The organism is Microcoleus sp. B3-A4, assembly GCF_036705385.1.
GTDB lineage: Bacteria > Cyanobacteriota > Cyanobacteriia > Cyanobacteriales > Microcoleaceae > Microcoleus.
This window is the reverse complement of record NZ_JAUBUI010000155.1, coordinates 1-4,935: the sequence shown is the minus strand read 5'-3', so window position 1 is coordinate 4,935 and position 4,935 is coordinate 1. Positions and strand designations below refer to the sequence as shown.

The following is a 4,935-nucleotide window of genomic DNA, read 5'->3' as shown; positions in this document are numbered from 1 at the left end:
AACCAAAATTGGGACGTATTCTCCGCTTATAAAGCCAGTTTAGGCTTTGTTTGGGCTTAAAATTTGTTTAAGTCCCGCTATACCATCGTAAAAACCTCTCTCGCTCGCTCAATTTTTAGCTTTGAGGTACCCTACAATCTAAAATCTCAAATTTCACCTCTAAAATCGGTTGAGGCTGTTGTAAGTGCCGCAGACTCCACGGATTTAAGCTCGTGAGTTTAATTCTGTCCTGGAGGCACGAACACTTTCAGAAACCGAGTTTTTTTTACCAACATACGTCGTTGCAGCCCTTTCCCCTGGTAAAAAAACGCGTTTCAGAGGGTCGGGAGTACGCCCAAGACAGTAAAATTTAAGAGGGAAAATTTGGCAGTTAATTTTCAGCAGCAAGTAGGAGAGAGAGATTTGTGAGTATTTTTAAGAAAAAAATTAATCCTTCACCCTTCGCTAATCTGCCATTCAAACAGCCGATCGACCGCACGGCCATCTTCCTCATGCTAGTGCTGAGCGTCTTAATCGGACTGCTGCTGCTGAGCGGCGATCGCACAGCACCCAGAGTGCGAGAATTTACCTGGGAAAACAAACAAATCGGCGCCGAAGATACCGGCTTTATCCTCACATTCTTTCGGCCGATGAACCACTCCACCGTCGAGGAAAACTTAAAGCTAGAACCCCCCCTCCCCGGTAAATTTAGTTGGGCGGGAAGGCGCATGGCTTACACTCTCAAAGATCCAGCACCCTACGGCGTTACCTACACAGTCAAACTCGCCGGAGCAACCGACAAGTATTTCGGAGAAAACAACCAAAAAAAAGGAACGCCCATGCAACCGTTTAGCAGTTCCTTTCGCAGCCGCGATCGAGCTTTTGCTTACATCGGTGTCCAAGGCGAAACAGAAAGCAGATTAATGCTAGTCAATCTCACCAGCAGCGAATCGAAACCGATAGCGCTGACTCCCAAAGATTTAGTCGTTACCGATTTTAAACCTTATCCCGACAGCGATCGCATTTTATTCTCCGCCACAGATCGATCGATCGCCCGTACTCGCGGCACTCTAAATCAAGAACTATTCACAGTCACCACCGGCCTCAACCCCCAATCGGGCTCAGGAACTCAACAAAAATACCCAGCCGGTAGAATCGACAAAATCTTAGACTCCAAAGATTACCAAAACCTCAAATTCGACCTCTCAGCCGACGGAAAAATCATAGTTGTCCAGCGCGTCAACCGCAGCAATCCCGGCGATTTCAGTCCTTGGATTTTGGAAGAAAAACAGGCGCCCAGACCATTGGAAAACGAACAAGGCGGAGATTTTATGATTCGCCCCGACAGCAAATCGATGGTAATATCTCAAAAACAAGGATTAGCGATCGTCCCCCTCAAACCGGAAGCAGACCCAGTAGAATTTTTGCCAAAATACGAACAAGTATTGGGGATGGCCCGCGACAACTCTGCCGCCGCCTATGTTAAATACAACAGCGACTTTACTCGATCGCTTTTCATCTTAGATAACCAAGGTGTAGAACAAGAAATATTGCGTATTCCCGGCAGCATTATGGCCGTTTATTTCGACCCCCGCAAAAACCAAGACAACCAAGTTCAGCGTCTCTACTGTTTGTTAGCCCAACGCCTCAAAACAGAAAGCTACAAAGAACAGCCTTTCATCGCCACCATCGACCTCAAAAAAGAGGGTACTCGTTTGGTAGGAACCATCAAACCGCTGCTGATTTTGCCCAACCAATTAGATACCCAAATCAGTTTATCTCCCGACGGGCTGGCATTAATTTTCGACCAATCAGTCACAGCAGCAACTCCCTCAGCAGCAGACAGTCCCCGCAACTCGGGCGGACAGTCGATCGCCACCAGCCGCCTCTGGCTGCTACCCTTAGTAGACATACCCGCAGACGGTTCTCCCGCCAAACTACAGCCAGAAGAACTTCCCCTTGCCGGCTATCACCCCCGCTGGCTTCCCTAAATCGATTTTAGATTTTAGATTTTAGATTTTAGATTGACCCATAGTGGTAAATATCAATAGGGTAAGGTGCGCCCATAAACACCAAGCGTTGAAATGTGCGCGGTGTACACCCTACTTTTACTAAGTCGATTTGAGATTTGAGATTGGAGATTGGAGATTTGAAATTGAGTTGATACTAAGCCATACTGGTAAATATTACAAACTTTTGAAACCAACTCACCAGTCTGCAATTTCACATCTAAAACCTCAAACCTAAAATCTAAAATTCGCATGACTCCCGAAGAAATTAGCAATACCCTTAAAGACTTATTTGGTGACAGTGTTGAGATGCCGGCTGCCACTTCTTGGCAAGTAGAAACCCCCAATTTTCGCCTGTTAGTCCTCCTTTCAGAAGACGGGACTTGGCTGCGGATTTTGCTGCCGATCGCCGATGCCCAGGAAGCTCAACCATTTTTTGATAAACTCCTAGAAGCTAACTTTGACACCACCCTGGAAACTCGCTACGCCTTACATCAAAACGTTGTGTGGGGAGTATTTCAGCACAGTTGTGCCACACTCGCGGCCGCAGATTTCTCGGCCGCCGTCGCCAGAGTGCTGGCTTTGCAAGAGCGAGGTTTGTCCGACTTTTTCGGCGGTTTAATAGAAAGCCGCATCCGCCAAATCATCAAAGGTGCGAAGATGCAGGGACAGTCTGTGGAAACTACCCTTCAGACTTTAGACCGTTTCTACGCAGAAGGATTGATGGGTGAAATGGAACTAGGGCGAGAGTCTCGCGAAAATACTCTCGCGGCTTGGCGGTATCAGCTAGAACGCCTCTGGCCGGAGGTGGAACCCTAAGACGATTTGAGATGGCAGATGGGAGGTGGCAGATTGCAAAAAACTGACTACCATCGAGGTTGGAAGTTGCCTAAAGTTGCATTTCTTTTGGGTGGTATAGCAACCGCCAATACGGTGAGAAGGTTCTTAATTGCACAAACCCTTGCGGAACATTGCTTGTTCCTTCTCTCGCGACGATAACTAAAGCCTCCCATCCGTTACATTCGGTTACATCCGAAGAAGGCGAATCCGTTGCCGAACTTCTTTCTGCTGTAGAATCTGCAGATTGTTACCTGGACCCCAGCCTTGACGGTACCGTTGGAGCCTCAAGCCCCTTGGACGACGGCTAATCCGGGCCCTCCAACCCTCGAAGGATGCCCGTATATTCACTGATAACGCGCTCGCGGTTCTCCAATTCCCTTCTATCACTAGAAAAATGGTATAATTTATCACAATAATTAGTTATAAATATTAAATTTTTTCGGAAAACATGCGAGCGCAGGTATATCATGGTAAAAAGTTTAAAGCGCGTGCTCCGTAATTTCCACAAAAGCTTCGATCGTTTAATATTGACTTAGAAACAAAATCTTTAGCAGACAATGCTACTGCGATAGGGTTTTCCCATCGGGTGCTGTTGAAATTTCACAAATTAGCAACTACCCGCTACCAATTACCCGTTACCAAGTAATAGCAACTTAAGTTGTTAATGAATACAATTTTAACAGGGGTTTCATCTATGTTTGCTGTGCGTGAGACTAGCTCGGAGTTATCAGTGTTGCATATACCTGAAATTTGTACTTGGAACATCTCCTTAGAATCAACTCTCCTAGACCTGCCCCTCTACCACTGCCAAATTGAATTAACTCAACAGGCAAAAGAAGTAGCCCAGGCTTTTGAAGAAAATTCCATGCTTCCCGGCGTCATTTTGACAGAGGGGGGTAATTTTGTCGGCATAATATCCAGGCGTCTCTTTTTTGAAAAAATTAACCGCCGCTACGGATTAGAAATGTTTTTCAAGCGACCAATAGAGGTATTGTACAAGTTTTCCAAGCCAGCTCCGTTGGTACTTCCCGGCAGTAAATTAATAGTAGAAGCTGCCCAGGAATCGCTTTACAGGTCAGGAGAATTAATTTACGAACCCGTAGTAGTGGAAATAGCACCTCAGACCTACAAGCTGTTAGACGTACACCAATTAATGGTCGCTCAATCAAGAATTCACCAATTAACAAATAAGTTACTCCACAAACAAACCCAAGCCAAACTCATCCAAACAGAAAAAATGGCGAGTTTGGGGAGAATTGTAGCAGAAGTAGCCCACGAAATCAGAAATCCGCTGAACTGTATTTGGGGAAATTTAACTTTTCTGCTGTCATATTTTGAACACTTGCTTCAGCTCATGTCGGTTTATGAAGAAGAATATTCGGCACCGTGTCCCCGAATTGAGGCTCTTAAAAAAGAAATTGAATTTGATTTTTTACAAGAAGATTTGCCTATGACCTTAGAAGGGATGGAGTTGGGAGCCTCGCAACTGCTAAAAATAGTTAACGGGCTGCACCACTTCTCTCACATGGACGAGACAAAACCAGTGGAGACAGACATTCACGAATGCGTGGAGATGACGCTGTTAATTTTGAAAAACCGCTTTAAAAACAGCATAGAAGTGGTTAAAAATTACGGCGAACTGCCGCTAGTTAGCGGCTACTCCGGTCAGTTGAGTCAGGTGTTTTTGAATTTGTTAGTTAATGCTCTAGACGCCCTGACAGAGTACGCAGCCGATCGAGAAATACACACCCCGTGCCCGGACAACTGGCAGCCCCAAATCGAAATTACCACTAAAGTGATAGAAACCGAACACGGCAAGCGGGTGGCAATTTGCATTGCCGATAACGGGCCCGGCATTCCTCCAGAAAATCACCAGCAGATATTTGACACCTTTTTTACCACTAAACCAGCAGGCAAAGGCAGCGGTATGGGGCTAGCTATCTGCAATCAAATCGTCACAGAAAAGCACGGCGGCCAACTCAATTTACGATCGCAACCAGGTAAGAACACTGAATTTGAAATTCTCCTGCCTATAGTTCAATGGCACTGAAAAAGTGAACTCAAAAAAATCTGTAAGGCAATATATATATAGATCATTGCCTTACAA

The 4,935-nt window shown here is 45.6% G+C and carries 3 protein-coding genes; all 3 read left to right on the top strand.

The features are described 5' to 3' along the window. The first annotated feature begins 404 nt into the window (after nt 1-404). The 3 genes from QUB33_RS28555 to QUB33_RS28545 all read left to right on the top strand — a co-directional run bounded on the left by QUB33_RS28555 (nt 405) and on the right by QUB33_RS28545 (nt 4,878). Entirely contained in the window at nt 405-1,970 is a 1,566-nt protein-coding gene (locus tag QUB33_RS28555) for a hypothetical protein (RefSeq protein WP_333357734.1), read from the top strand. Between the two features lie 270 nt (nt 1,971-2,240). After that, the gene (locus QUB33_RS28550) at nt 2,241-2,807 is read left to right on the top strand and encodes a hypothetical protein (protein WP_190735262.1); all 567 of its coding nucleotides are present in this window, start codon (nt 2,241-2,243) and stop codon (nt 2,805-2,807) included. Between the two features lie 715 nt (nt 2,808-3,522). Beyond that, complete coding sequence (locus QUB33_RS28545; protein ID WP_445299570.1) at nt 3,523-4,878, top strand: ATP-binding protein; 1,356 nt, start codon at nt 3,523-3,525, stop codon at nt 4,876-4,878. Nucleotides 4,879-4,935: the final 57 nt, after the last annotated feature.

Excerpts from the sequence above, each read along its gene's own strand:
- QUB33_RS28550 (WP_190735262.1), top strand. The coding sequence starts at position 2,241 with ATGACTCCCGAAGAAATTAGCAATACCCTTAAAGACTTATTTGGTGAC.
- QUB33_RS28545 (WP_445299570.1), top strand. The coding sequence starts at position 3,523 with ATGTTTGCTGTGCGTGAGACTAGCTCGGAGTTATCAGTGTTGCATATA.